General features: G+C 39.3%; 19 protein-coding genes. 9 read left to right on the top strand and 10 right to left on the bottom strand.

The window, feature by feature from the left end; all coding sequences use genetic code 11:
- Positions 1-22 precede the first annotated feature (22 nt).
- The 3 genes from OCV27_RS19360 to OCV27_RS19370 form a co-directional block, all read right to left on the bottom strand.
- Complete coding sequence (locus OCV27_RS19360; RefSeq protein WP_125320969.1) at positions 23-1,462, bottom strand: FAD-dependent oxidoreductase; 1,440 nt, start codon at positions 1,460-1,462, stop codon at positions 23-25.
- Between the two features lie 288 nt (positions 1,463-1,750).
- A complete protein-coding gene (locus OCV27_RS19365) occupies positions 1,751-4,195 on the bottom strand; it encodes an ABC transporter permease (RefSeq protein WP_125320970.1) in 2,445 nt (814 codons plus the stop codon).
- A complete protein-coding gene (locus OCV27_RS19370; RefSeq protein ID WP_125320971.1) occupies positions 4,192-4,866 on the bottom strand; it encodes an ABC transporter ATP-binding protein in 675 nt (224 codons plus the stop codon). The genes OCV27_RS19365 and OCV27_RS19370 overlap by 4 nt, the downstream gene beginning before the upstream one ends.
- On the opposite strand from OCV27_RS19370, the gene OCV27_RS19375 reads away from it, so the two are divergent.
- The 3 genes from OCV27_RS19375 (at position 4,865) to OCV27_RS19385 (ending at position 9,380) form a co-directional block, all read left to right on the top strand.
- Entirely contained in the window at positions 4,865-5,464 is a 600-nt protein-coding gene (locus OCV27_RS19375; protein ID WP_125320972.1) for an arylesterase, read from the top strand. The genes OCV27_RS19370 and OCV27_RS19375 overlap by 2 nt on opposite strands.
- Before the next feature lie 285 nt (positions 5,465-5,749).
- Entirely contained in the window at positions 5,750-7,627 is a 1,878-nt protein-coding gene (locus OCV27_RS19380) for a putative bifunctional diguanylate cyclase/phosphodiesterase (RefSeq protein ID WP_125320973.1), read from the top strand.
- A gap of 97 nt (positions 7,628-7,724) precedes the next feature.
- Positions 7,725-9,380, top strand: a complete 1,656-nt coding sequence (locus OCV27_RS19385; RefSeq protein WP_125320974.1) for an ABC-ATPase domain-containing protein — start codon at positions 7,725-7,727, stop codon at positions 9,378-9,380.
- A gap of 53 nt (positions 9,381-9,433) precedes the next feature.
- Here OCV27_RS19385 and OCV27_RS19390 read toward each other — a convergent pair whose 3' ends face one another.
- Positions 9,434-10,051, bottom strand: coding sequence for a DNA-J related domain-containing protein (locus OCV27_RS19390; RefSeq protein ID WP_125320975.1), 618 nt, complete (start codon positions 10,049-10,051; stop codon positions 9,434-9,436).
- Between the two features lie 131 nt (positions 10,052-10,182).
- Positions 10,183-11,022: an isopenicillin N synthase family dioxygenase gene (locus tag OCV27_RS19395; protein WP_125320976.1), complete on the bottom strand. Its 840-nt coding sequence runs from the start codon at positions 11,020-11,022 to the stop codon at positions 10,183-10,185.
- Between the two features lie 231 nt (positions 11,023-11,253).
- Here OCV27_RS19395 and OCV27_RS19400 point away from each other — a divergent pair, with 231 nt between their 5' ends.
- A complete protein-coding gene (locus OCV27_RS19400; RefSeq protein WP_125320977.1) occupies positions 11,254-11,871 on the top strand; it encodes a DUF2238 domain-containing protein in 618 nt (205 codons plus the stop codon).
- Here OCV27_RS19400 and cutA read toward each other — a convergent pair.
- Both cutA and helD read right to left on the bottom strand, forming a co-directional pair.
- On the bottom strand, positions 11,835-12,077 hold the full coding sequence (gene cutA, locus OCV27_RS19405) for a divalent-cation tolerance protein CutA (RefSeq protein ID WP_125320978.1): 243 nt from the start codon (positions 12,075-12,077) through the stop codon (positions 11,835-11,837). The two genes, OCV27_RS19400 and cutA, sit on opposite strands and share 37 nt — an antisense overlap.
- 4 nt (positions 12,078-12,081) lie before the next feature.
- Positions 12,082-14,157: a DNA helicase IV gene (gene helD / locus OCV27_RS19410; protein WP_125320979.1), complete on the bottom strand. Its 2,076-nt coding sequence runs from the start codon at positions 14,155-14,157 to the stop codon at positions 12,082-12,084.
- Between the two features lie 196 nt (positions 14,158-14,353).
- Between helD and yccS the strand changes: the two genes are divergently transcribed.
- The 5 genes from yccS to glpD all read left to right on the top strand — a co-directional run bounded on the left by yccS (position 14,354) and on the right by glpD (position 20,369).
- A complete protein-coding gene (yccS, locus tag OCV27_RS19415) occupies positions 14,354-16,510 on the top strand; it encodes a YccS family putative transporter (RefSeq protein WP_125320984.1) in 2,157 nt (718 codons plus the stop codon).
- A gap of 209 nt (positions 16,511-16,719) precedes the next feature.
- Entirely contained in the window at positions 16,720-16,881 is a 162-nt protein-coding gene (locus OCV27_RS19420; RefSeq protein ID WP_185759772.1) for a hypothetical protein, read from the top strand.
- Between the two features lie 58 nt (positions 16,882-16,939).
- Positions 16,940-17,218 (top strand): hypothetical protein, encoded by a 279-nt coding sequence (locus OCV27_RS19425; protein WP_125320980.1) that lies wholly within the window; start codon positions 16,940-16,942, stop codon positions 17,216-17,218.
- 88 nt (positions 17,219-17,306) lie between these two features.
- The gene (locus OCV27_RS19430; RefSeq protein ID WP_125320981.1) at positions 17,307-18,566 is read left to right on the top strand and encodes a hydroxymethylglutaryl-CoA reductase; all 1,260 of its coding nucleotides are present in this window, start codon (positions 17,307-17,309) and stop codon (positions 18,564-18,566) included.
- Between the two features lie 270 nt (positions 18,567-18,836).
- Positions 18,837-20,369, top strand: a complete 1,533-nt coding sequence (glpD, locus tag OCV27_RS19435; RefSeq protein WP_125320982.1) for a glycerol-3-phosphate dehydrogenase — start codon at positions 18,837-18,839, stop codon at positions 20,367-20,369.
- A gap of 73 nt (positions 20,370-20,442) precedes the next feature.
- On the opposite strand, the gene luxQ is transcribed toward glpD, so the two are convergent.
- The 3 genes from luxQ to OCV27_RS19450 form a co-directional block, all read right to left on the bottom strand.
- Complete coding sequence (gene luxQ / locus OCV27_RS19440) at positions 20,443-23,010, bottom strand: quorum-sensing autoinducer 2 sensor kinase/phosphatase LuxQ (protein ID WP_125320983.1); 2,568 nt, start codon at positions 23,008-23,010, stop codon at positions 20,443-20,445.
- A gap of 2 nt (positions 23,011-23,012) precedes the next feature.
- Positions 23,013-24,107 (bottom strand): autoinducer 2-binding periplasmic protein LuxP, encoded by a 1,095-nt coding sequence (locus tag OCV27_RS19445; protein ID WP_337969453.1) that lies wholly within the window; start codon positions 24,105-24,107, stop codon positions 23,013-23,015.
- 177 nt (positions 24,108-24,284) lie between these two features.
- On the bottom strand, positions 24,285-25,424 hold the full coding sequence (locus OCV27_RS19450) for a conjugal transfer protein TraF (protein WP_125323449.1): 1,140 nt from the start codon (positions 25,422-25,424) through the stop codon (positions 24,285-24,287).
- Positions 25,425-25,583: the final 159 nt, after the last annotated feature.

Raw genomic sequence — 25,583 nt, forward strand, 5'->3', positions numbered from 1 at the left:
GTCTAACACCTTAATTTATGTTTTAGCTACCATAAATGGTAGCTAGTTCGACTGGGTAATTACGCAATCTAGTGAGCTGTTCAGCCTTTAATTCAACCTCACTAGCAGCCAAAGACATACTGACTGGATGTAAAGATTCAATACTCGTGTTCGAATAATCAAATAGTTGCCATTTTTCAACAAGTTTCACAGCAGCTTCCAAAGCGGATGAGCCTTTAACAACCTCGATTCTAGCGTAGCGGGTGCCTTCAAATGTCACATCTGCAGTACGAAGAGTTTTATCTGTTCCAGGTATTTGTTGTGCGCCATATAAAGGCATACCACACTCACGAGCACCTTTATAACAAGGTATATATTTCGCCATATACTCAATGGCTCTATGTGTCCTGGTTAATACTATCGAATCATCCCATCCAGCTTCAATTTTACGACTTAATCTTAAAGGTAATCGAGGATGTGAAGATTTATCATCGGATGAGACTAGTCCATCATCAAACAAGGTGATGTCTTTAGTCATCCCATGAATCTGGAAAATACCATTGGAATACGGTGTTAGTTGCGCCATACCATTTGGTGTACCTCTAGGTCCATGGAAAATAACTTCAGGCCAAAGCTCATTACATTCTTCCCAACGAGTAACATAGGCAGCCTTGAATTCGACCAATCTCTCACGAGGAGTGCGCGCTAAATCATCAATACTGCCCGTCTCATAACCACAAGCGTTAACTAAGTAATCAGCTGAAACATATATCTTCTTCTTCTCAGGAGTTAAACATTCTAGCCGCCAACCTGAAGCTAGTTCTTCTAAACCAATGACCTGAGTTTTTGTTAGTAAATGACAGTTATCCATCGATTCCAAGGCTAATGTTGCTGATGCAGCAATACGAAAAACACTCCAACCATACTCTTGAACAGCTATAACTGGAAACTTTAAAGAATTTAAGTCAACGGATCTGGCGAATGGAATAACCCAATCATCGATTGATTTCGGCGTCCCCTCCTGATGACACTTGGCCAAATGATTGAGTTCATGACGGTTATACAATTTATAATATTCAGAAGGACTTCCAAGGACTTCATTTTTGGGATCGGAATTAACCAAAGTTTGATAACAAGACTGTATCGTATTCAAACGCTCTATCATTGCTGCCACATCTCCATCATCTCCCTTTGGAACTGCGATAACAGAAGGGCGACGGTTAATGGTATGAGGGTAAAGACGTACTGAATCAATAGACTGTTTTAAAAGTTCGATACATTGAGATGTGGTAATTTCTCTGTATAAATTTCCCCCAGCATGCAAATGACAGATGGGTGGACCACTAATTAATGAAGACGATTTTTCAAGCAACACAACATTAAGTCCAATTTCGGCAAGATGTAATGCTGAGGTTGAACCAGCGATACCTCCCCCTATAACTGCAATCGTAGGTACATCCGAGTTTTTATTTTCTACTAACATATATGCTGCTAAATTGTTCGTTGTCAGTACATTTTACTGAGTTTATTCATTCAATAAAAACACAATTTTTGAAGGGGATAAACATGGTAATTTCAAGTAAAAAAAGTAAAAAAAGCACTTGACTTATATCTCATGAAATCCGAGAAAATAACTAGTGTGAATAACAAAACATCCCGACACATTACAGTCACTGGCCTTAAGAGTAATTATTACTTATCTACAGGCTAAGTTATCCCAAAGTTTATCCACTGTTTTTGTGGATAACTGAATAACCTAGCCTGAGCAAAACTAATTAAATTCTTTATTTATCGGGACTAACAGCTGTTTTAGTAAACTATTTATCACCAAAAAAAGTGTGCAAAAAGTCAACATCGGTACTACAAACCAAAGTAAAAGGTGTGCTTTTGGAGACAGGTCGAAACCAAATGAAACCACTGCTGCAACAATGACTTCAGCACCCATAACAGCGATGAAACCAGCAACTATTGACATTAATCCATATTCAGCCCAAATAGTTTGTATGACACGTTTTTTACTTGCTCCCAAGGTTCTATACAACCTGATTTCTGCCTGACGTTGACCCAAGCTAAGACGTAACAAAGTAAAAATTAGCATAATACCAGCCAAAACACCTAACCCAGCTAGAAGAGTGATTGACCATACCATTTGTTCCAGCAATTGCTGAATTTTTGCTCCCATCTGCCTAATGTCCATTAAACTAACGGTTGGATGGTTTCTAGACAGAGCATTTATCAAGCTATCTTGGTGTTCACTGATCCTAAAGCTAACCAAATAAGTAGTTGGTATATTTTTAAGTACATCTGGCGTAAATATGAAATAAAAGTTTGGTTTCATATCTCGCCATTCCACTCCACGTATGCTGTTGACCGTAGTTGTTACTACTTGGCTGTTAATAACAAACTCTAAACTATCACCAATTTCAAGGTTCAACTCTTCTGCGACATCAGACTCAACAGATACTCCGTGACTTCGCGTCCATTCTCCCTGAAGCAGAGTATTATGCCTAGGAAGCTCATCGGAAAAGGTGAAATTAAGTTCTCGGCGAAGTGCATCAGTTTTCTCCCTACCTGGGGCAACCTCTTTTGCTTCCCGGCCATTTATTTCACTAAGACGCCCTCTAATAATTGGATACTCTTTTGAACGTTCGATTCCATTATCGTCAAGTACTTTCAGATAGGTATCTTTTTCATAAGGTGCAATATTAAGTGCAAATGCGTTTGGGGCATTTTCTGGGAGCGTTCTCTGCCAATCAGATAACAAATCGCTACGGACGAGCCATATCACTGACAACAACATCAAAGATAGTGCCAATGCGGCAAACTGCATGCCTGTCGTCATTGGTGAGCGATTCATTCTGCTTAAAGCGAGCCTAAAGGAAGTAGGCAATGAAAAGAATGCCAAAAGTCTTACTGTGCAAATACTGACGACTGCAAGTATGGCAAATAACCCCAACACACCACCTAGCACCAGCCACACGAGGAGATTTTCTTTATAAACCCAAAACATAGGTACACTTGGGACTAGGAGTAGCCATAGTATATGCCTACTTTTCCTAGTTTCGATGTTAGGTTGCATGACTTCCAAGGCACTTACGCTCAAAAGGCGATGTAAAGGAATGCCAAGCGCTGGTATCGAAATAAGCACACTAGTAAAAACAGCGATGAGAATTGGGTTCAATCCGTAATCAGGAAGAGGGTTTGGAAGTACATCAGCCAGAGGAATACGAAGTAAATATTCAAGTACAACACCAATAAATATCCCTGCAACCACGGCAATGGTAAACAAAATTACAATTTGGTTTAATATCCATCGACCTAGCCAAAGTTTACTTGCACCCAAGCTTTTAAGCATAGAAATGGTTTTACGGCGAGAAGTTACGTAATGCTGACAAGTAAATACTAATGTCGTCGCAGCCATAATGACCACAATTGCGACAGTCAAAGACAGGTACTGCTCAGTTCGACTATAGATTTCATTAGCGCGACTCGAAGTGTTTTGATCCTTCCACCTATCACTTGGAGTTAAACTCATTCCTTGTTTTACACGTTCAATAGCTGTTTCTTCTCCATTAATAAACAAGCTATAGCGAACTCGGCTCCCAGTCTGAATAGCACCCGTTTTATCTAAGTCTAAATTGTGAATATATGCCGAGGGCATTTGTTGAAAAGGGTTAAAGCTCATTCCAGGCTCTTCAATAATTCGGCCAGTCACCTTAAAATCTGCATCTCCAAGTGTTACTTCATCACCTATATCAATGTTAAGAATCGAAAATAGACGTTCATCCAACCATAGTTCACCTGGCATTACACCATCTCTATTTCGCATATCGTCAGTAAGAATAAAACTACCACGCAGCGGAAAATTACTATCAACTGATTTAACCATAACCAACTTCATATTCAGCTCACTAAAAGCCATGGTGGCGAAACGTGTTTGTGTCGACGTTGTAAGCCCAAATGAAGATGAAAATTTATAAAGTTGTTCAGGAATCGGGTTAGCGGAGACAAAAACGCTATCTGCTGTTAATGCTTCTTTTCCTTGCTTCACAACAGCCTGTTCAACTCTCTCTGCTAAAGCCATGATTGCAAATACACTCGCAATAATCAGAGCTAGTGCCACCATTACTGGCCACAAATGAGCATGGCGTATCTCATTGAAGCACCAAGAGACCATCCTAATGTTGTTACTTGAAGACTTTCTAGTTCTGCTCATAGCTCCTCCAAGTGGCCAACCTGAATGTGTAAACGGCGATCACATAACTCAGCCAATCTCATATCGTGGGTAACTAAAACCAGTGTTGTTCCATGTTGTTTGTTGAGTTCAAACAGCAAGTGTATAACTTTCTCTGCGGTGACCTGATCAAGATTTCCTGTAGGTTCATCAGCAAATAGAACTTTAGGTTGAATCATAAATGCCCGTGCCAGCGCAACACGCTGTTGCTCCCCGCCAGATAGCTGAGTTGGAAAATGATGCATTCTTTTGTTTAGCCCTACTGAATCAAGTAATGCTTTTGCACGTTCTATGTCTTCCTCTTCTCCTTTTATCAAACAAGGTAATGTGACATTATCCAATGCACTCAAACTAGGTATTAAGAGAAAACTCTGAAAAACAAATCCGACTGATTCACTACGAACTTTTGCTCTTTCTTCATCATTCATGCTAACAAGTGACTTCCCTAAAAGGGAAATATTTCCAGAGCTTGGTGTGTCAAGCCCAGCGAGAAGCGTCATTAATGTCGACTTGCCAGCCCCTGATGTACCAACTACTGCAATACTTTCACCTTCTTTGATGTCCAAATTTATGTTTTCTAAGATTGTCAATTGCTCATGATTAGTAGAGACTAGTTTGGACAATGACTCTGCTTTTATAATGGATGGGTGCATGATTCGATTATTTTCCTTAATGTTTTTTATCTTCTACGTGAATCCATTGAACGCCACAAAACTATTAATTTTAGGTGACAGTCTAAGTGCAGGCTATCAAATGCCTATTGATAAAGCTTGGCCTACATTGTTACAAAACGTCATGTCTCAAAAAGACAAAGACTTAGCAATAGTTAACGCCAGTATTTCCGGTGATACTACGGGAAATGGGCTGGCTCGATTACCTGAATTACTGAAGAAACATAATCCCGATATAGTACTAATTGAACTTGGTGCAAACGATGGCTTACGTGGGTTTGCTCCCAAGCTGATACAAAATAATTTACGTCAAATTATTCAATTAGTTCAGTCTACAAATGCACAAGCTCTACTAATGCAAATCTATATCCTTCCAAACTATGGGAAACGTTACACAAAAGCCTTTGCTGATTTATATCCTGCAACTGCACTACAGTTTAATACACCCTTAATCCCCTTCTTTTTACAAGCTGTGATCACCCGCCCAGAATGGATGATGGCGGATGGTATTCATCCCAACGAAAATGCGCAGCCTTGGATTGCAGAGTTTGTTGCAAAGGAACTACTTAATTATCTCTAATTTACTCTGATAGCATAAACAAGTAATCAGCTTGCAGTTCAATCTCATAATTAAGACTTTTTACCGCAAGTTGTATCAATCTTGAGATAGGATATGACTAAAGTAGAATATAGCTGACCTCTCATAAACAAATGAGTAGGATAGGTATTTCTTAATAATAAGAATATGGAGGCCGGTAGTATCTTCAAGTCTTTCCAAAAACTAAAACCACTAAGTGGAATAAAGCCAGTCAGCTTTTCTTGTGCCAATTTGGTGAGGGAGTTAATGGCAAAGGATCCCGCGAAAATGTCACAAATTAATACTGTCAATTTACCCATCCCCGAAGAGATGTCGGACAGTTGGCAAAATATTCTCAACTTAATCGCAGAGTTCATGACCACTCCTATCGCTTTCATCATCAATACCAACCTTGAAAATACAAGTATTTTTTCATCACATGAAGGTAAACAACGTGCTTATTATGCTTTCGACCCTAAGGATATAGGTCGGAAAATCTGTTGTAAGTTACCGAAAAATTGCCAAACTCACATACTAATCAGAAATTTAAAGCAATTAGCTTTACAGAAAGATGACGGCAACTCGGACTTGGTTGTTCAGCATTGTCACGGACTGCCCATAAAATGGCCCGATGGTCGTACCTTTGGCACAATATGTGTCTTAGATAGTGGAGAATATCCTTACCAATATAGCTATAACAAACTTATTACAAACTTTCGCAATTCTATAGAGCTACAGCTAAGTACTCTCTATCAAATCGAAAATCTAAAGAAACTGAACCTAGAACTCAAATCTAGAGTTGATCTGCGTAATCAAGATTTAGTCTATGTTAATGAGTATCTTAACCAAGAGAGAGCAAGGCGAAAACGAGCTGAAGACATCATTAAGTATCAACAAAGACATGACATTGGAACTGGCTTTTTAAATCGTTTAGCCCTTGAGGATGAATCTAAACAATTAATAAAGCGCTCTGAAGATGGCAAATTATTCGGTGCTGCTATCCATATTTCCTTTACCAATGGACAAAATATTCAGGCACAGTATGGCTGTAATTTATGGGAATCTCTATTAGTCACATTTCGGCATAAGATTGGTGATATAGATAGATGCCAAATCATTACTACTCGTTCATCATCAACAGACTTAGTTTTGCTTGTTCAAACACCTCAATGCCAAAGCAACCTCAACAACTTATGCCAGCGCTTAGCCAAAGTTTGCCAGTCAGAGTTTGATATTAATGGTGAAAGTTGCCATCTTCACGCATACATAGGTATTAGTACTACCGATGATACATCATGCGCCCAAAGTCTTTTGCAATACGCTTATAAAGCATCATGGTTGAACAAGGACATCGGGAATAACTTTAGCTATTTCTCTCAAGCTTTTTCTAACCAGCACCAAGATCACCATAAGTTGGAAACCTACTTACTTCATGCCATACGAAACGATGACCTTGTGGTTTATTTTCAGCCCAAGATCTGTACAAAAAGTCACCATTGGATAGGTGCTGAAGCATTATTACGTTGGAAACACCCTACTCTCGGTGATATTTCTAGTGAAGCGCTAATCCGTATAGCAGAGCAGAATGGTCTTATTTTTCAAGTAGGTAACTTTGTATTAAAAGAGGCTATTCAAAAAGGTTCTGAGTGGGTGAAACGCAATGCAGAGTTTAAAATTGCTATCAATATTTCAGTCGTGCAGCTTAATAGTCCGAACTTTGTTGCTCATCTCAAAAGTCTACTCACTACGTATCAACTTTCACCTAGAAATCTTGAGCTCGAAATTACTGAAAGCGGTTTGGTTATTGATGAGTCAATAATGAAGAACACTTTATCATATTTGCACAAACTGGGAGTGACATTGGCACTAGATGATTTTGGTACTGGATATTCAACCTATGCCTATCTTAAAAAGTTTCCATTCGATGTACTTAAAGTAGATAAAAGCTTTATTAAAAATATAGACGAGAATTCTGAAGATCAAAAAATTGTAAAATCTATCATTGAGATAGCTAAAAAGTTCAATTTGCAAATTACAGCTGAAGGCGTCGAGAATGAGAGGCATGAAGAATTCATTACAAACGAAGGTTGTGATTTTGCTCAAGGCTATTTATACGCCAAACCAATGCCGTATGATGAATTTGAATCAAACTTAATTAACCATTAGTCACTTCAAACTTATTGATTATGACTTAGTCTCTTTACTCTGTGGCGAACGGTTCATATAATCCACACCTTTATTATATCTCGCCTGAGAATGTCCTATGGAACAGTTAACCGCGACACTAAAAAAAATTGAAAAACAAAACTACCGTGCATACCAAAAGCTAAAAGGTGAGTATGATTTCGGCGATTATAAGTTCCTAGTTGATCAAGTTCAGGCCGACCCCTATGCGTCGGCTTCCAGAGTAAGAGCTATAAGGCCATGGTCAGTAACTGGGCTACAGTGGCTTCAAAATAAGTCTCAAGCTTATCAGATTGCTGCTCGTGATTTCATCGCGCGCGAATTTGCGCAATTATCTAAGCAAGAAAACAACCTTGATATTTCCTTAACAGGTCAGGCGGTACTTGACTCTACAGCCGTAGTATTCACCGATACAGGTATTGAGCTCAGATTTCGTGTTAACCTTCCAGCTGAAGGCCGTTCTATTCTCGGAAAGAAGGCCAATAATTTATTAACGTTCCATCTACCCAAATACATCAGACGTGCCACACTAGAACGTGAGCTAAATAAAGAAGCATTAATACATCATTGTGAAGTAATAGAAGATCAAGATTTTATACGAAGTAAACTCGACGAGTTAGGCTTAATAGCTTTCGTAGGAAACGGCTCAATACTCCCAAGAGTTGCAGGAAATTGTGATTTTCCAATGGAAAATGCGATACCATTCATGGCTCCTGAATCAATGTCTGTAAGCATTCAAACTCCTAACCAAGGTAGAATTAGTGGTTTAGGTATTAACAAAGGTATTACTTTGATAATAGGTGGCGGATTTCACGGTAAATCGACATTATTAAATGCGATTGAGCGATCTATTTACAATCATATTCCTGGAGATGGGCGAGAGTACATTGCCACTAATGTTAATGCTGGAAAAATACGGGCAGAAGATGGTCGATGTGTTCATAGTTTAAATTTATCTAATTATATCAATCATTTACCTATGGGGCGTGATACTACCAATTTCTCTACTCAAGATGCCTCAGGATCAACGTCTCAAGCCGCTTGGTTACAAGAATCTATAGAGGCTGGTGCTTTAGGAATATTAATTGATGAAGATACATCGGCCACCAATTTTATGATTCGGGATGAAAGGATGCAGGCTCTTGTCAGTAAAGGCGCTGAACCCATAACCCCGTTAGTAGACCGTATAGGGCAATTACGAGATGACCTCGACGTATCATCAATTGTCGTTATGGGAGGGTCCGGTGACTATTTTGATATTGCTGATTGTGTAATTCAAATGCATGACTATCAGCCGATAAATGTTACCGATAAAGCTAAAGAAGTTGTAAAACAGCATCCAACTCAACGACATAATGAATCAGAAGGTGTTCTCTCCACTTTTAAGCCACGAGCTCTAAATCGAACCATACTGCAAAAGGTACTATCAGATGGTAAGTTTAGAATATCAGCTAAAGGCACAGATTCTCTTCGTTTTGGCAAAGAGTTCACTGATTTAACTGCATTAGAGCAACTTGAATCAAGTTCTGAAATCAATGCAATAGGCTGGTTATGGTTTCAACTGGCGCAAGGCTCTGGGTATTCTCACAACCCAACTCAAGAAATACAGCAGATGCTTGATGGAGATTGGTCACATAACATGCCGGTGCAAGGTGATCTTGCTAAACCAAGAGCTCTTGATGTCGTGGCAGCTTTAAACCGTATGAGGAAAGCTCAGTTCCAACCAACAGAATAATTTTGTATAGATTAACCTAAATACGTTATGCACAAGTGCGCATTGCGCACTTGTTAATGCCTTAACACATGCCACGCTTCACATAGCACTCGAAACCGCTCACTATTACCATTTTCTCTGTCCGGGTGCCATTTAAGTGCCAATTTGCGCCAAGTTTTGCGAATTTCAGCAGGGCTAGCATCTAAAGGTAACTCGAAAAGCGATAACGCTTTACTTCTGTCCATATCACCAACATCTGTGCTACCAACAAACTCTCGATACCGAGTCCAAAACTCATTAAGCAAGCGTTTCACCTCACCTTCTTCTGCCTCATAATTATGCCAGTCCAGATAATAATCTCTTAGAGGATCTTCATGATCCACTTCATGACCGAAGACTTGAGACTGAGGCATTAAAACAATATCCATTGCTTGCACTTGTAACCAATTTTCTGGGTAAAGTGTTTCCTGCAACTGGTATAAGGCGTTCATGATAAGAAAATTACGCTTAAACAGATCCTTGTCTGGGGAAGCATCAAGCACAGGTAAAAGTTCAAGATCGCAAAGGTGTGAAGAAAGAGTGTGTACTTTCCACCTTGTAGATTGTTGTTTTAAAATTTCCATGATAGGCCACAGTAAAGGGTTTTCCATATACTGCTGGAATTGGGCCGCGACTTCTTGATGTTCGTTCATATCCAGTTTATTTAGGTTTTATTTTTAATACAAAGACAAAATTGCCGATTTGTCGAGTTTATACCTAAAATTTAACGATCATTACCCCAAAAAAGAGCCAGTAATGACTGACTCTTTAACAGAAGTTTGAATTACAAAACCCCTAGCTCCCTTAGTCTTTCTGTTAAATATGTATCTGCTGTATGACGCTCGGATAATACTACTTCAGGCTTTGGGTGAAGAAACAAAGGCAACGAGATCCGTGATGTTTCTTGACGCTCACCCGTTGGATTGATGACGCGGTGTGTAGTCGATGGGAAGTAACTACCTGACGCTTCCTGAAGCATATCGCCGATATTAATAATTAAGCTACCAAAGTCACATGGAACATCAATCCATTGACCATCTTTAGCCAAAACTTGTAGCCCAGGCTCATTTGCTGCGGGGAGAATCGTCAAAAGATTAATATCTTCATGAGCAGCAGCTCGAATAGCACCAGGTTCTTCTTTACCTGTCATTGGAGGATAATGAAGTACCCTTAACAGCGTCTTTTCACTATTGCTAATCATATCAGAAAGTGCCATGGAAAACTTGTCCTTAACGTCTACTGGAGCAAACTCCTCAACCCAGCCTAATAATTCCTCAGCAAAGTTATTCGCTCGCTGATAGTAATCCAAAATTTGCTCTTTTAATTCTTGCGGTATTTGTCCCCAAGGATAAACATGAAAGTATTCTTTAATATCTTTAACAGTATGCCCCTTAGCAACTTCAGATATAGATGGTGGAAAGTACCCATCTTGAGTATCGGTATTGTATGTAAATTCATTTTTGAGCTCAGTCATAAAAAACTGATACCAGTTCTCATAAATTGACTCCACAAGCTCTTTCTGTATTGGGTGATTTTTAAGCACCCCAAACCCAGTCTCATGGAGTGAGGTTACAAATTGTTGAGCAGCATCTTTGGCTCGATAATCGACAGTTTCCAGTTTCATGACTTCACTTTATTTCGTTATGCTATGTTTGAAGCAAGATTTTAAATCTCACCTGTAGCTAAATCAAACTTTGGTGAGATAGAAGGGGTCAGTTTGTGTTTTTACTGCGCAATATTTATATTTTTCAACATAAATGGTAAGTTAAATGTGATAAAAACTACACATACCTCAATTGAACAACGTTTTATTTAATGCCATTATAACCCTATGCATGATTAAGGAACCCCTTTAATGGATACAAACAGAACCACACTATCATTTTTATTTTGGTTAAGCTTAGGTTACGCAATAGTGTTTGTATTCTCTGCAACTGATCCTTCCTCTCGAGCCGTATGGATTGCTGAAATCATCCCTGCTTTGATTATATTGTTATTAATTTGGTCAATCTCGAGACGATTTAGATTTTCTAATACAGCCTATTTTCTTATGTTCATATGGCTAACGCTTCATACTATAGGCGCAAAATATACCTTTGCTGAGGTACCATTCGATTGGTTCAATCAAGCTATTGACTCTGAGCGAAATAATTTTGACCGTGTTGCGCATTTTTCTATTGGGTTATATGCCTACCCCATTGCCGAATATATGATCAAAAAACAGTGGATGACCTCGAAACTAGCAATGTGTTTTGCTCTATTTTCAATCATGTCACTGGCAGCTGGATATGAAATGGTTGAATGGTGGTACGCTGCACTTGCTGGTGGTGATGAAGGTATTGCTTTTTTGGGTTCTCAAGGAGATATCTGGGATGCACAAAAAGATATGTTAATGGATACATTAGGAGCGTTAACATCATTGATGCTGTTAACATTTCAACTTCGGGTTGTTTCATCCAGCCATGCTAAATAAGGGTCAAAGCCTTTTGTGATTGGCATATGAATTATCTCTGGCAGTTCATTGTCACTATGCACTTGTCCATCCCACCAGTAACTGCTTTGAATTGGAATAGTTTGGATACATGCAGCTAATCTCTGTTCTAACACTGCATCAATTATTTTTTGTGCAAATTCCTGGCAATCAGTCGTCGTTAGTACCATACAAAATTGCTCTTTCATTATTTTAAACACCTCTTTTTTTAATAATGACAGGGTAATTTTGGTCTTTCAGTTCATGAATAAAACTAGACCCCGCTCCTGAATACGTCACCCATACGTGATTTCTCGCCCTAGTCAAAGCCACATAAAATAATCGCCGCTCCTCAGCATAAGGAAAACAATCATCGGATTGAGTCAAAGCACCATCAATATGTAACGTTTTTATTCTTGGCGGAAATTGACCTTCGTTCACGCACAATATGATGACATAATCTGCTTCACGACCTTTACTTGCATGACAAGTCATAAATTCAATCGATAGTAACGCAAATTGTTTTTGCCACTGAGAAAGAAGCTCTGGTTTGTGGTAATGATTTCGAGCAAGTAAAAGCACAGTTTGAGTGTTTTTTGCCTTGCGATTCAATTCATCAAGAATTTTTTCAATCGAGCTACTCGCTGACAGAGTGACGGATTTAGATTTTTTCTGTTTAAAACTATGTAAAAGTTTCTCTACTTGAGCTGGGTTGCGCTGAACAAACTGATTAGCCACGTCACCAAGTTGATTACTAAAGCGATAAGTTGTATCCAATTTATGGACTGTTGAATGAGGGAAACGCATTGCAAAACCCGTTGTCAAGTCAACATCAGCACCTGCAAATTCATAAATCGATTGCCAATCATCACCAACAGCAAACAAAACACAGCTCGGGCCATTATTTTGTTTGCACAACGCCTCGACTAATAACAAACGCTGAGGTGATATATCTTGATACTCATCAATCATGATATATTTCCAACGCGATTTATACCTTCCTTTAAGCACATGTTCTGTCGCTTTATTGATCATTATATTAAAGTCAATATGACCATGCTCATTGAGCATTGCAATCCACGCTTGGTAGCAAGGCCAAACTAAGGAAAGTTCGCTGTTTAATCGAGTGTAATTCTTATGGGGAAGCAAACTTTCTTGAATATCTTTCTTCGTCCCACCTATTGCCGATAGTTGATTAAGCTGTTTGTTTAACCAAGCAATCAATTTAGGGTTTTCTACATGACTACCAAGTTCATCATCTCCTGTAATATAGGCTATTGGCCATTTATTGAGATGCTTTTGCCAACGCTTAAACGCTGTCGGAGTGGCCCAATGTATTTTTAGCCATTCCATACACCAAGTAGTCTTTAAGTTATCATCTGTTGCGATAGGTGAAATTATTACTGGATGTTGTCCAACTTGATTTAAAATATACAGCCCCAGCTGATGGAACGTGTTGACCATAACTTGATCTGCACTCAAGCCAATTTTGTTTTCTAAGCGTTGGCGCATCTCACTAGCTGCATCGCGACCAAAAGATAACATTAGAATTTCTTCAGACTGAGCCAAGTGACCTTGAAGAAGATACGCTACCCGCGCAGTTAAAACACTGGTTTTGCCAGAACCTGCTCCAGCGAGTACCAAGTTATTATCGTCATTAAGTAAAACAGCTTGCTGCTGAGACACATTTAAAGGAGAGGATTCAATTTGTGAAAAGAGTACCTTCCAATTTTCCAATTCAATTTTCATCCACCGTTGGTTACGCTCTGATAGATTTTTCTCAGTTTCTAAAACCCATGGGACGATATTTGCCATTCGCTCAGGCACCATCAATATGGCATCTTCCAAAGTCATTTCCATGGTACTTAAGTCTGCAAAGATCTGACTTAGTTGAATATCAAGAGTGGAATGTGTAAGGTAAGCAGGTTGACGTTCCAACCCTTGCAGAGCTGATTCCCATTGCGGAAGAAATGCATACAATTGTTGGCATTGATGACGATGCCACTTTTGATATGACGTCACAGCTAAACGAGCAAACTGACGGCAACTTTGCCACGAAAGCCCTTCGATAAGCCAAGATTGTCTTTGCCCATCTTTGGAATGTGAAAAAAATTGTAGTCCACCCCATATCAATCCACGCTTTAGGTTAACCTCACCATTCCAGACACTAAATGGAATACGTTCTTCATACCTCTTAGAACTCAATATGATAAAGTCAGAATCTAGACACACTCGATTATATTCGTCTTGAATTAGATATTGTGCAGTCTTGGTAGCACTGAGCTGCATACTTGTTGTTCCTTAAGCTTAGTTACATACATAATAACTTAACCAAATCGAAGAATGAAAAGATCCTGTCAATAGATGAATTAAAACATTTGACGTTAAAATCTCGTCAATAGAGGTATTACTTTATCTACATCATGAATTTAACATGTATTATTAGATAATATAATCACTAATAATGGCAACCAAAACAGATACTGTGCAACCTTTTAATCAACTTCGCCTATATTGGGCAAACAAAACCATTAATTACGGCTTACTAATACTAATTTCATTATTAGGAATCGTTGGCCTCAGTTGGTTTGATGCTACAAAATCTAACGTCATCCCGTTAATATTAGGGGTGATCGCAGCAGCCTTAGCACAGACAGATGACACAACAATAGGCCGAATAAAAGCGACATTTTTAACTCTATTTTGCTTCGCTGTTGCGTCTTTCTCGATAGAATTACTTTTCCCTACCCCCATTTTGTTTGCTATTGGATTATGTGTTTCCACTTTTGGCTTCATTATGCTTGGAGCGATTGGAACAAGATACGCCAGCATAGCATTCGGTTCATTACTGATTGCCATTTACACCATGCTAGGTGCCGAACAAAGTGTTAATATCTGGCTACAACCTATTTTGCTTTTATCCGGTGCAAGCTGGTATTTTCTACTCTCCATTTTCTGGTCTGCATTGTTTCCTTTGCAGCCTGTGCAACACAGCTTAGCAACAGTTTTCACAAATCTCGCAAATTATCTAGATTCAAGAAGTCAGCTCTTCCACCCTGTGACAAGTCTTGACCCCCAACCTTTTAGGATTAAGCAAGCACAACTTAATGCAGCCACAGTCACAGCGTTAAATCACTGTAAAGCGACACTCTTAAGCCGTTCTAAACGAGGCTATGTCAATGCAAGTAGCGATCAATTTCTTAATATTTATTTTCTCGCTCAAGATATCCATGAACGTGTTAGCTCTAGTCATTATCGCTACCAGGAGCTTTGTAAAAATTTTGAACGCTCTGATATTCTGTTTAGGTTTAAATACCTACTGGAGACACAGGCACAAGCATGCCGTGCGGTAGCAAAGGCGATTCAATTAGGATCAGACTATCAACATACTGGTAACTCTCTGATTGCACTTGATGAATTAGTAAGATCACTAGAAGATCTAAAAGAAGAGACGATTCCAGCAAGAAAGTCTCTGCTCAATCAGCTTCATTATCTGTTTAATAACCTTGCCACTGTCGAAAAACAGTTAAGTAGCATTTGTCATCCCCATTCGAATGAATTTGGGGCAGATGTGCTCGATGACACTGAAGTTCATACCTTCAAGGAAAAGTGGCAAAGGATTGCATCACATTTCACCATAGACTCAATGCTGTTTCGACATGCTATAAGATTATCTATTACGCTAACATTAGGATACGGCCTGATAAAATTTTTAAATATAAACCAAGGCTATTGGATACTAATGACCACACTATTTGTCTGCCAACCTAACTACAGTGCCACTCGGAGCAAACTTGTCGCTAGAGTTGCAGGGACAATTATCGGTTTGTTAGTTGGTGTCCCACTACTCATTGTATTTCCATCTCAAGAGAGCCAGTTATTACTGATTGTCATCTCTGGCGTAGCATTCTTTATGCTTAGACTCGCTAATTATGGCTATGCGACGGGGTTTATTACTATTTTGGTGTTGTTTTGTTTCCACCAGATTGGTGATGGTTATTCTGTAGTATTCCCAAGATTGACTGATACACTTATCGGATGCGGATTGGCAGTATTATCCGTCACATTTATATTACCAGACTGGCAATCAAAACGTCTTCATAAAGTAATGGCTGAAACAATTCAAGCGCACCGTGAGTATCTCGCACAAATCATTGGCCAATACAGAATTGGAAAGAAAGACAATTTGACCTACCGAATAGCCAGACGTAATGCTCACAACCATGACGCTAATCTCAACAATGCGATAAGTGCAATGCTAGTGGAACCTGGTCGATATCGCTCTGCGGTGGATGAGAGCTTTCGCTTCTTAACATTAACTCATGCTTTGTTAGGCTATGTGTCAGCGCTTGGAGCGCACAGAACTCGAATCAATGAAGCTAATGCTCACCAGCTTATTCTAGAAACCCACAAAGTTATTCACAACCATCTTGAATTATTGTTTTATCAACTTCATGAGCCAAAGGAGCAGAGCACAACGAATCATAGTATTGACCTCACTCTCAAAGCCCGTCTAGAAGAATGGCGAGATCAAGACGATAACTCAACCAGGATGGTATTACAGCAGCTCTATCTCATTTACAGAATGCTTCCAGAGCTCCACTCTCTGGCAGGTAAGTTCACTATTCGTGCAAAAAACTGACCCATATTGGTGATAATAAAAACAACAAATATGTGGAATATTATGGCATACTTCACTTTTATTTAAACTCTACCTGACATTGTTCGGACATTTTTTGAGCGGGAGTGCATAAAATTGACGTTTAAATCTCGTAAATGGGTAAGACGATGAAAGGAGACATGTCTTGCTATTCGAACCAGAGAAATGAATTGATTCGGAGGCAACATAGTATGAATGCAAAACAGTTTGAAGTACTTAAAAACCAAATAAAAAGTCTGACACCTAATCAGCTACATACATTGAAAACTGAGATATCCCAGACCTTATCTGAATCTAATCGCACTCTGTTAACAGACGAAGAGCAGCAGCTTATCTCAAGCTTGTTTGAATAGCATAACTTGCTAAAAAAGCAAACTCGAATTAAGATTTAATAATCTAGGGGGGTGATATATTACAGTGTCTGCAATCCAGCCCGGTTATAACGTGATTGAACAGTCATCTCAGATGGCTGAAGAAGCAGCGCACGAAATTCATCAGACCAGAATTACAAACCCGATTAAGAAAGACGATTTATATCAGTTCAACAAAGTAGAATTTAAGCTACCAGAGAGTTCCCAAATTGAACCTATCGTTAAACTAACTCAAGCAGAAAAGTACAGTCGTATTGGTACCAATGTGTTACAAAGAGATCAGGAAATGATCGGTACGTTACTTGATGTACATGTGTAGGTTAAAATTCACATCAACACGATAACAAGTGTTGCCTTCCGCTCAATAGGCGCTAGAATCGCCCGACAACATCATTTTTTTCATCACCATGCCCAAACTCAACTTATCTCACCGTGACAGAAAATCGATCTTTGACCAAGAGCCTTGCTCAGATACACTAGAGGAAAGGCTTAAACCTAACTTTGGACTACCAAAGCAACGTCTAACATCGAGCCCTTATGTCTCAACTAAAAATTTAGACAAACGCTGGAAGATATTAGCTGACCTCACACAAAAACAACATCTGCTTGATCCATTTACGCAACAGAACTCTGATGTGTATAACAAGAACATCGAACATTTCATCGGTACAGTAAAAGTACCTGTTGGTGTCGCTGGGCCTCTTCGTGTAAATGGCTTACATGCTCAAGGTGATTATTTTATTCCCCTTGCGACTACCGAGGCCGCTTTAGTTGCCTCCTACAATCGTGGTTCCCAGCTTATTACCGCAAGTGGTGGTGCTAGTGCGATACTGCTTAATGAAGGAGTTACAAGAACTCCAGTATTTGAGTTCCAACAACTTTCACAAGCAGGTCAGTTTGTTGCTTGGGTTGTAACCCAATATGACCAAGTCAAGAAAATTGCTGAGTCAACGACATCACACGGCCAACTAAATGATATCAACATTAATATTGAAGGTAATCGCGTATATTTAATATTTGAGTTTCATACAGGTGATGCATCAGGGCAAAACATGGTTACCATTGCGACCAATGAGGTGTTCAATTACATCTGCGCGCAATCGCCAATTCAAGCACAAGAAGCTTTTCTTGATGGGAATCTATCTGGAGACAAAAAACCCAATGCACATACACTAAGGCATGTCAGAGGAAAAAAGGTCTCGGCTGAGGTAAACCTTTCAAAAGAGTTGATCAAAAAATACCTGCACACAACGCCTGAGAAAATGGCTAAGTTCGGCCAACTAACCACAACAGGCGCTTCTATTAGTGGCGGAATTGGCGTTAATGCACACTATGCAAATGCTCTTGCTGCTATTTATACAGCTTGCGGACAAGACAGCGCATGCGTAGCGGAGTCTGCTATTGGTATTACGCGTATGGAAGTAAACAGAGATGGTGGCTTATACGCATGTGTCACGTTACCTAACATCATGGTAGGAACCGTCGGTGGTGGTACTCACCTACCAAGTCAAAGGGCATGCCTCGAGATCATGGGCCTATACGGAGCCGGAAAAGCAAGAACACTTGCCGAAGTAGTCGCAGCAGTATGCCTTGCAGGTGAGCTTTCTATTGTTGGCGCATTCAGCGCAGGTCATTTTTCGAAAGCACACCAGAAACTCGCGAGATAATTCTAAATCGAAGACTATCATTTTGCCGCCACGCTAATTTTAAATTAGCGTGCTTTTAGCCTGCCTAAATATGTCCAACGATCATATATCAGCTTAAACTCTCTAGTTTGATATTCTTATATGAACATTTAAAGCTCGAATAACTTTCGTATTGTAATTATTTAGATGATCTTGATCATATTTAACCGAACAAACACTAACAATCCAAGCTACAATATGATTACATAACGAAAATAATCACGCTCGAACGAACATTTGGATGACAATTACATGACTGTTAGTTACTTAGATGAACAAAAAGAACAAGAATTTCTAGATATAATAGTCGTCGGCGGAGGTATAAATGGTGCTGGTATAGCTGCAGATGCAGCAGGACGTGGACTAAAAGTAGGCCTTTACGAAGCACAAGATTTTGCCGGTGCTACTTCTTCAGCAAGTTCTAAACTTATACATGGTGGATTGAGGTACTTGGAACACTATGAATTTCGCTTAGTCAGTGAATCACTCGCTGAACGTGAAGTATTACTTGCAAAAGCGCCACATATTGCATTTCCAATGCGATTTAGATTACCCCACCGACCATTTCTTCGTCCAGCGTGGATGATACGGGCAGGCTTATTTCTATATGACCACTTAGGCAAACGAACCTCTTTACCTGGCAGTAAAAAAATCAAACTTGATAATGAAAAAGTCATGAAACCTGAGCTTAGTATAGGCTTCGAATATTCTGATTGCTGGGTTGATGATGCGAGGTTAGTCATACTCAATATCATTCAAGCTCGGGAGTTAGGAGCAGAAGTCAGCAATTACTGTCAAGTGACTAAAGCAAGGCGTATTGACGGACTTTGGCATGTCGAAATAAATGACCTACGCACAGGTCAAACTTTAATAAGAAAGTCAAAAGCCTTGGTTAACGCAACTGGCCCATGGGTCAAAGATTTTATGACCGAGAATACCCAATTGGCTTCTCCTTATGGTATTCGGTTGATTAAGGGCTCACATATTATAGTGCCCAAAATCCATGATGAAGAACAAGCATATATCATGCAAAACGAAGACAATCGGATTGTTTTTGTTATTCCCTATCTCAACAAATTTTCAATTATTGGAACAACTGACGTCGAGTTTCACGGTAGTCCTCGACATGTATCAATTAGTGATGAAGAGAAACAGTATCTGCTTAAAGTGACTAACAGTCATTTTCGCAAACAACTCACGATGGAAGATATTATTGCTGACTTCAGTGGTGTTCGTCCACTGTGTGATGATGAGTCTGACTCGCCGCAAGCCATCACTCGAGATTACACACTTTCGTTAGAAGGTCAAACTGGCGAACCACCCTTACTATCAATTTTTGGTGGGAAATTAACCACATATAGGAAGTTGGCTGAATCTGCAATGCAGCATCTCTCACCCTATTTCAATCAAAACAAACCTTGGACTAAAGAAGCTCCCTTACCTGGCGGTGAACATTTCTCATGGACTAGTTTACAAGCAAAATTAGCCAGGGAAATTCCATTTGTTGACCCTGGCACACGCACACGTTGGATTCAATCATATGGTAGTCGAGTGAATCAGTTACTTGAGGGGGTAAAAACCAATCAAGATTTGGGTATTAAATTCTCTACAGGCATCTACCAAATTGAAGTTGACTATATGGTTAAACAAGAACTTGCGGCAAACGCTGAAGACGTCCTTATGCGCCGCAGTAAACTACACCTATTATGCGATCAACAATGCCAGCTTGCCATTGCTAACTATCTTGAAACAAACCACTACAGCATTGAAAAGCAGTGTGCGTAACTGCGTATTTACCAATAAATATGAAGGCTCAAGAGGTAGCCCTTGAGCCTTTGTTTAAACCATACAAACTTTCTCAGTATTGTTGAGTCTTATTGAGGTGGTTTTCCTTAAAATGAATGAAAGCCTGATTTAACGCCAACTCTTTGATAGGTTTGATAATAACGTAATCTGCACCAACATTTAAAAAAGCGCGTTTTGTATCTTGCATTCCATCCGCTGTACAGGCGAAAATAGGCGTATCTAGCTTCATATCTTCACGAATTATTTTAGTGGTTTCTATACCACCCAAATTAGGCAACTGGTTATCCATTAGAATTAAATCAATATCATGCTGCTGTTTTAATTTTTCAATCGCGTTATAACCATCTTGAACCCATATAACTTTCATACCGTACTTTTCACAAAATGCTTTGGCTATAAACGCGTTAGTATGGTTATCCTCAACTAACAAAACATTAAGTACCCTATCAAACAAGTTTGCAGGTTCAACTAATATATTGGCTTCAACTTGCTCGGTGGACGCCACTAACTCGATAGGAATCGATAAATGTAAACGCGTTCCCTTACCTATAGCGCTCTCTATTTCAATTTGGCCATCCAACATTTCGACTAAGCTATGAACAATCGCAAGGCCGAGACCACTTCCACCGTATTCTCGAGTAGTTGTAGATTCAGCTTGCACAAAAGGTTCAAAAATATGAGTTATTCGTTCCTGTTCTATGCCTATACCGGTATCTACTACACTTATATTCAAATTGCACCCAGTCACTTGCTTAAGGCACATAATTGATACCGTTACACTACCTTGATGGGTAAACTTAATAGCATTACTCACTAAGTTAAACAATATCTGGTTAAGCCTAACTTGATCACTATGTGCAAAAGTCATATCACTGAGATTCGTGATGACCTCAAAGCTAACCCCTTTCTCTTCACATAGTGGAGTGTAGATTTTCTCTACTGCACTCACTAACTCTACTAAACGAAAATCAACAGACTGAACATGAAATTTACCTTGTTCTATTTTCGAAAAATCTAGAATATCATTTAATACAGCCAATAGATGTTCACCACTGTTACATAGCACATCAAGGTGTTCAACATCTTGAGTATCAGATAATTTACCTTTAAGTAACTGCGAAACGCCTAAAATACCATTAAGGGGGGTTCTCAGCTCATGGCTCATTTTAGCTAAGAAATCAGATCTCGCTTTAGCTGTCTCTTCTGCTTCCCTTCTTGCAGCAATACTTTGAACTTCTGCTTCTACAAAACTCGTCACATCTTGTCCTTGGGCCAGCACATTGTTGGTTCCTTTATCAATAAAAATCGGAGACAGGTTCCAGCGATATGTTTTATCTCTTATAGAAATATTAATACCCTTTAACGCAGCTCCCTTGGCACATAACCGTATATGAGGGCCAAGTTTTTCAATTAAGAGATGATAATCGCCTTTTTCAGTATCGTTATTAACTAGAAAGCTTCTTTCTGCAGCAGGGTTACTCCTCAATAACTGACCACCTGCATCCCACAAGGTCATTGGTGAAAGTGAAAAGTTGAACAAGTCAGCAAATTGTTTTTCCTGTTCGTGAAAGCGCTGAAAAGACAATTCAAAAGAAGAGCCAATCTGATCAAATTCTTCTATATGTGATCCTGGGAAACGGTTCATCCCTTTGGTTTCGACAGAGTTCTCGGTGTAATTCATGAGTTTTAAGAGCTCTTTTGAAACTCGCTTCCCAAGCCATAATCGACCGTATACTGCGATCAAAAAAAGCAATACCACAGCGATTGCAACCCACATATAATGGCTACGAACTAAAATGACGATGGGTTTATTGTCCTGAATGGTATAAATAGACAAAAAAGTAGGTACATCGCTAATAGTCAAATCTGTTTTAGAAACCATGTACTTACTTGCAGTAAAATCCACTGCAGATTCTTCCAGCCACTCAATATGACTTAAGTCGATATCTTTCGTGCTCGATGCAATGACTTCTGAGCCTACTGCAAGTAATACTTGATCAGCATTACTCCCTCTTAGTACTGCATTCATTAAAGAAAAATTATTGTTCAATACAACCGCAATATGCAAAAAACCTAAAACCTCTCCTGACCCCATATCAATAATAGGGACACGACGCACCATCAGATATCGAGTTCCGAGTAATGAAGGTGTTTGTGATAAGTGCCAGCTTCCTCCAGTGGTCATATCTTTACTAATGTGCGACAACTGCTCCATTGATAAACCATAGAACTGATAGTTGGCATCATCCCATACAATTTGGGAGCGTTCTGTAATAAAACGAAAGTCGGGAGCGAGTGCCGGAGAGCCCTGATCAATACCGTTAAAAAAACGTGCCAATCGATTTACATCCGAAGCAATAAAAGCCTCAACTAAGGAGCCATTTCGGCTGTAACTATCTTGTTGTATTTCAAGAGCCTCGAGCCTAAAGTTCAAGATTTGCTGGACTAGACTTTGGGTTTGTAACTTAGAACGCGCAACTTCTTGAGAAACAACCTGCCGATTAACCTGGTAGTTCTGAAGTACAACGACCAAAGACAAAACCGCGATGGTAAGAAAGATTGAGCGTGTAAGTAATGTGGCAAGACGTTTTTTAGTCCCTCGCCGAGCTAAAAAAGACATTATTAATCCGAGTACCTAAAAGCTCTTTGCTTTAATTTATCTATTTTCAAATGACTATCTGTTTTTATCACAAGTTCAAAGTCCCCAGAATAAACATTTGGTGTCTCTTTTCCTTCAAGGTCCCACTTTATTGCTTCAGCCATTGCAACCCCAGTATCATCATTCATTCGCATTGCAGTCACATCTAATTCACCTTTAGCGAGCGCTGCTAGCTCTGCACTGCCACCTCCCCATCCGTTGACAATAATATCTTCTCGCTTTAATTTCTTAAGTGCTTCTGTAGCACCAAGAGCAACATCAGTTGAACACGCATAAATAAATGAAATATTAGGATCTTTTTCTACGGCTTTGATCGCTGCATTAAATCCAGATTCTTTAGTCGCTGTTGTATAGAACGATGAAGATAGTTTATACGAATCATGATGGCTCATCTCTTCTATAAACGTATCACCTCGAGCATCACTGACATAGCCTTCAGAGAAATATAAAACAGAGTAGCGACTACCAGCGGGCACAATTTTTTTGTAATAATTTTCAAGTAAGTGAGTCCCTTTAACATGGTCAAAACCAACATACATAAATGGCTTTTGCTCACCCCAAGCTCTAACAGGTGTGGTTATATTTTGTAAAATAAGCTTAGTGTTTGTTGAACTGAGAACATTTTCAATAAACTTTCGATGCCGAGTGGTATCTAAGGTAAAAATCAAATAATCTGCTTTGTTTTGTATCGCTTCGAGCAGTGAGAGACTCTGCTGTCTAACATCTAGATTAGGCCGAGTAAAAACCTGCTTTATCTCATAGTTTATCCCCAACTCGGTAAGGCGTGCTTCAAAAGCTTTAATGTTCCTTACCCAATAATCTGACACTTGCTGTCCGGGATACACAACTGAAATTGATACCGGGTTAGATTGCTTGGCAGAAATCGGTACTGCTTGACTTCTTACTGTATCGGCCAAAGCTTTAGTCAGAACCTTCTCTTCTGGATTAGCATCTAGATACTCATCATATTGCCAGTACCCACTGAGGACTTGAGTTGTGTGTGCGCAACTGGGCATAGGTAAAACGAGAACTACTGACAAAAGAGTCACTTTTAGCATCAATTATCCTTTCTCATAAAGATATTTTTTTACTTCGTATTTTACATAGGGTGTACCTGCCTTTCGAGCTGATTTAACCACTGTTTGTAAGTTTTTATCTTAAGCAGGGAATGTGCGGCTAATATTTGATGCAAATTGAGTAACTAGCAGCACAAACTCTGTACTAACAACTCAAGATTAGAAAGTAAATGCCAAATTCCCAGATAAGCCATATTGATTATCGCCAGCATAACTTCCTGCTAAATCAAAGCTAACCATATCGCCGGGACTTATACCAACACCAAGCGTAACTGAATTATCTAGTGTATCTTCTAGGTCAATTTCATAGCCTACCCTGAGTTGAGCCCAACCCATGGCATTACCTTCCACTCCAAAGCGTAAAAATTGAGTATCATCATTTTGATCTGTAAATCTTTCTTGCTTGGTCAGATCGAAGTCTGTAGTGGCCGTAAAATATTCTAATGTATAGGCCCCAGATACCGTAACCTGAGTGTTTAACTTATATGTACTGACACCTCCAATATCTAAAGTCTGAAGTTTCTGCGAGAATAAGTCTTTCACAGCGACTCCAGCACGAAATTGTTCATGCAACCAAACCGCACCAAGATCTATATTAAATGCATTTTTTTTGGTTTCACTTTTGTCATAGTCTTTGATATCAAAGTCTTCAACAGTAATTGCTTGTTTGTATGTTCGCATGGTTTGAAACTTAGGAGAAATCCCAACAGAAACATCCTGTCCTAGAAAGTTCACCCGTTTAGCAATCGCCACACCAAACTCACCGTAGCCAAATGCGATTACATCAACACTCGAGTTCTCATAACGAGTTTGAGTATCCGTCGAACTTGAAATATCACTCTTCGCGATAACTTCGGCGTATCCGCGGGTAAAAATATTGGTCGACAGAATATCAACAGGCAACGCAACCGCGGCAACGACACCACCGTTAACTCCCAACGGCTTATCATCCGAAATTTGATCTAAATAACTATTCAATCTCGCTTCTGCAGCAGAATCTGAGGAGTTTGCTTTAAAAGCTTTGATCTCATCTTGAAGTTTATCCACGGTATTTAGGGTTTCATCTGTATCTCTCAATCTTAAACCGACACCAGGAAAGAGCACACCAAATTTATCTGAATCTCTATGAATAGCAACCAATGCAGGGTTATAAAATGGTGCTAACAGATAATCTGCCGATGTAACACCAGTATTACCCATACCATTACCGCGCCCATCTGGGACAACGGTTGCAGCATTAACCACGATAGCAATCCATGCTAACGACCACATTAAAATAGCTTTTATCAAAAGTTTCATATCCATACCAACCTTATTTAAATTCTATATTCAAGGTTAATACAGATTTGAACTATTCGACGGACAATCAATTCAATATCAATTACATAACATAAAATTTGTGGTAAAGATAAAAAATTGACTGATAATTTATCAAGATTACAATTATGTTTCGTTATC

The organism is Vibrio pectenicida, from assembly GCA_024347015.1.
GTDB classification, from domain to species: Bacteria; Pseudomonadota; Gammaproteobacteria; order Enterobacterales; family Vibrionaceae; genus Vibrio; species Vibrio pectenicida.

Bases quoted from the DNA above. Each gene is read 5' to 3' on its own strand.
- OCV27_RS19395 (WP_125320976.1), bottom strand. From the start codon at position 11,022: ATGAAACTGGAAACTGTCGATTATCGAGCCAAAGATGCTGCTCAACAA.
- OCV27_RS19430 (WP_125320981.1), top strand. From the start codon at position 17,307: ATGCCCAAACTCAACTTATCTCACCGTGACAGAAAATCGATCTTTGAC.
- helD (WP_125320979.1), bottom strand. From the start codon at position 14,157: ATGCAGCTCAGTGCTACCAAGACTGCACAATATCTAATTCAAGACGAA.
- OCV27_RS19385 (WP_125320974.1), top strand. From the start codon at position 7,725: ATGGAACAGTTAACCGCGACACTAAAAAAAATTGAAAAACAAAACTAC.
- OCV27_RS19365 (WP_125320970.1), bottom strand. From the start codon at position 4,195: ATGAGCAGAACTAGAAAGTCTTCAAGTAACAACATTAGGATGGTCTCT.
- OCV27_RS19445 (WP_337969453.1), bottom strand. From the start codon at position 24,107: ATGCTAAAAGTGACTCTTTTGTCAGTAGTTCTCGTTTTACCTATGCCC.
- luxQ (WP_125320983.1), bottom strand. From the start codon at position 23,010: ATGTCTTTTTTAGCTCGGCGAGGGACTAAAAAACGTCTTGCCACATTA.
- OCV27_RS19400 (WP_125320977.1), top strand. From the start codon at position 11,254: ATGGATACAAACAGAACCACACTATCATTTTTATTTTGGTTAAGCTTA.
- OCV27_RS19360 (WP_125320969.1), bottom strand. From the start codon at position 1,462: ATGTTAGTAGAAAATAAAAACTCGGATGTACCTACGATTGCAGTTATA.
- glpD (WP_125320982.1), top strand. From the start codon at position 18,837: ATGACTGTTAGTTACTTAGATGAACAAAAAGAACAAGAATTTCTAGAT.
- OCV27_RS19390 (WP_125320975.1), bottom strand. From the start codon at position 10,051: ATGAACGAACATCAAGAAGTCGCGGCCCAATTCCAGCAGTATATGGAA.
- cutA (WP_125320978.1), bottom strand. From the start codon at position 12,077: ATGAAAGAGCAATTTTGTATGGTACTAACGACGACTGATTGCCAGGAA.
- OCV27_RS19370 (WP_125320971.1), bottom strand. From the start codon at position 4,866: ATGCACCCATCCATTATAAAAGCAGAGTCATTGTCCAAACTAGTCTCT.
- OCV27_RS19420 (WP_185759772.1), top strand. From the start codon at position 16,720: ATGAATGCAAAACAGTTTGAAGTACTTAAAAACCAAATAAAAAGTCTG.
- OCV27_RS19375 (WP_125320972.1), top strand. From the start codon at position 4,865: ATGATTCGATTATTTTCCTTAATGTTTTTTATCTTCTACGTGAATCCA.
- OCV27_RS19450 (WP_125323449.1), bottom strand. From the start codon at position 25,424: ATGAAACTTTTGATAAAAGCTATTTTAATGTGGTCGTTAGCATGGATT.
- OCV27_RS19380 (WP_125320973.1), top strand. From the start codon at position 5,750: ATGTCACAAATTAATACTGTCAATTTACCCATCCCCGAAGAGATGTCG.